General features: G+C 67.8%; 1 protein-coding gene. It reads right to left on the reverse strand.

Translation table 11 applies throughout. The annotated features are described in order from the left end of the window. Positions 1 to 116: 116 nt before the first annotated feature. A complete protein-coding gene (locus J2Y58_RS20890; RefSeq protein ID WP_310107420.1) occupies positions 117 to 1133 on the reverse strand; it encodes an SLOG family protein in 1017 nt (338 codons plus the stop codon). Positions 1134 to 1675: the final 542 nt, after the last annotated feature.

Below are 1675 nucleotides of genomic sequence, written 5' to 3' on the forward strand. Positions count from 1 at the left end.
CGACCGCAAGGTCAGTCCCCCGCGGCGCGATGGGGCTCGATGCCCCGGAGCGCCGCCTGGCGCGACGTAAAAAAGGGGAGAGGCTCCGGTTGCCCGGAGCCCCTCCGCAGGTTGCGTCAGGCGCGACGCGTGGTGGTGGTGGGGGTCATCGGCCGCTGGTCGGCGAGACGGAAGACGTGGAGGGGGACGCCGGCGTTGCGCAGCTTGCGGGCGAAGTCGGACTGGACGCCCGAGCCCTCGCAGACGATCGCCTCGACGGGGCGGAAGGAGGCGATGCGGTCGTTGCGCAGGAAGGCTGCCTTGTGCCCGAAGCGACGTTCCAGATCCATGCGGACCAGCTTGGTGCCGCGCGACGATGCCCATGCCGCGGCGACGGCGTCCGCTCCCTTGTTCATGCCGGTGGTCATCAGCACCATGGCGGGGATGCGGCGCTTGATCTGGTCGAGGCGGTCGAAGAGCTGCTCGTGGTCGTGCCAGACCTGTCCGCCGGAGAAGGCGACGACCGGGCCGGTCGGGTTATGCTCTTCCCGGCGCTTGGCGGCGCGGGCGGCGAGGAAGTCCTTCCCGTCGATCACCGAGGCGGTCAGCTTGGAGGAGACCCGGCTGCCGCGCACGGTGTTGAAGGGGCGGCCCGTTTCGCTGCGGAATACCTCGCCGGCGTGGTCGCGCATGCAGGCCATCGCCTCGCTGCACCCGTCGAGGGTCTGGCAGAGCAGCTGGGTGTCCTCCAGTTCGACGGCGTAGATCTCGCTGGGGTCGTATTCGTTGACCATGTCCTTCAGCTTCTTGGCGGCGTCGTCGGCGCGTCCCTCGATGCGCTTGCTCACCATGTGGAAGGAGTTGACGAAGCCCCATGCGAGATCGGCGGCGAACTCCTCCATGCGGGTATCGCGGAACACGTCGAACATCGTGCGCAGCATGAGGTCGACGGCAGCGGCGGCCTGATCGGGGTCGGGCATGTCCAGCTTCTCGGCGGTATCGACGATGTTGAGCTTGGCAAGCTCGTGCGCCTCGATGAAGGCACCGTCGTACGTTTCGCGGGTGTCGCGGTCGATGTTCAATGCGCTGTCGTTAGCGCGGACCTCGTTCATCGCGCGGGCGGTGTCGGAGAAGCTGCGAAAGGACTTGGTCATGATAGCCTCCATGTGTTGAAACCTCACCTTCTTCTCGGTGAGGAATCTCACTCGGCATGCGGCGGTCAGGGCCGTCAGGGACGTTAACCGGGAAGCCGTGCCGCGCAGACGGCGCGGACCCCGGTTAACGCTTGCGAGCGGGGGAGCCGATTTTCTCGTGGGGCCGCCTTCTTCAGGCGGTCGCGCGTGAAAATTGGGGGGACCGCTCGTCCTTGACGGTCCCGCCAACCCCGCATGCCATGCTTCCTCATCACAGAGAGAGAAAAAACGGATTTGTGGCAGCTACGCCGGGTCGGACCGAGCACGGGCGTCGATGGCGTGCCGCAAGGCACGGCGTCGTAGAGGCCGCGCCAGAGAGCCCGGGAGGGCGAACCAGCGGCCGTCGCCCGCGCGCAGGACGCCCGGCGTCGGCATAGGGATCGACACCCGCAAGGGCGGAGACACCGCAAGGTGGCTCCGTGAGGCCCGCCAGGGCCGCATGAGAGCCCGGTCCCGCCCACAAGGCGGGACGCCCCACCCTGCCCTCCTGTGGCGGTTCTAGA

The organism is Sphingomonas sp. BE138, assembly GCF_031456125.1.
In the GTDB taxonomy this organism is placed as follows: Bacteria; Pseudomonadota; Alphaproteobacteria; order Sphingomonadales; family Sphingomonadaceae; genus Sphingomonas.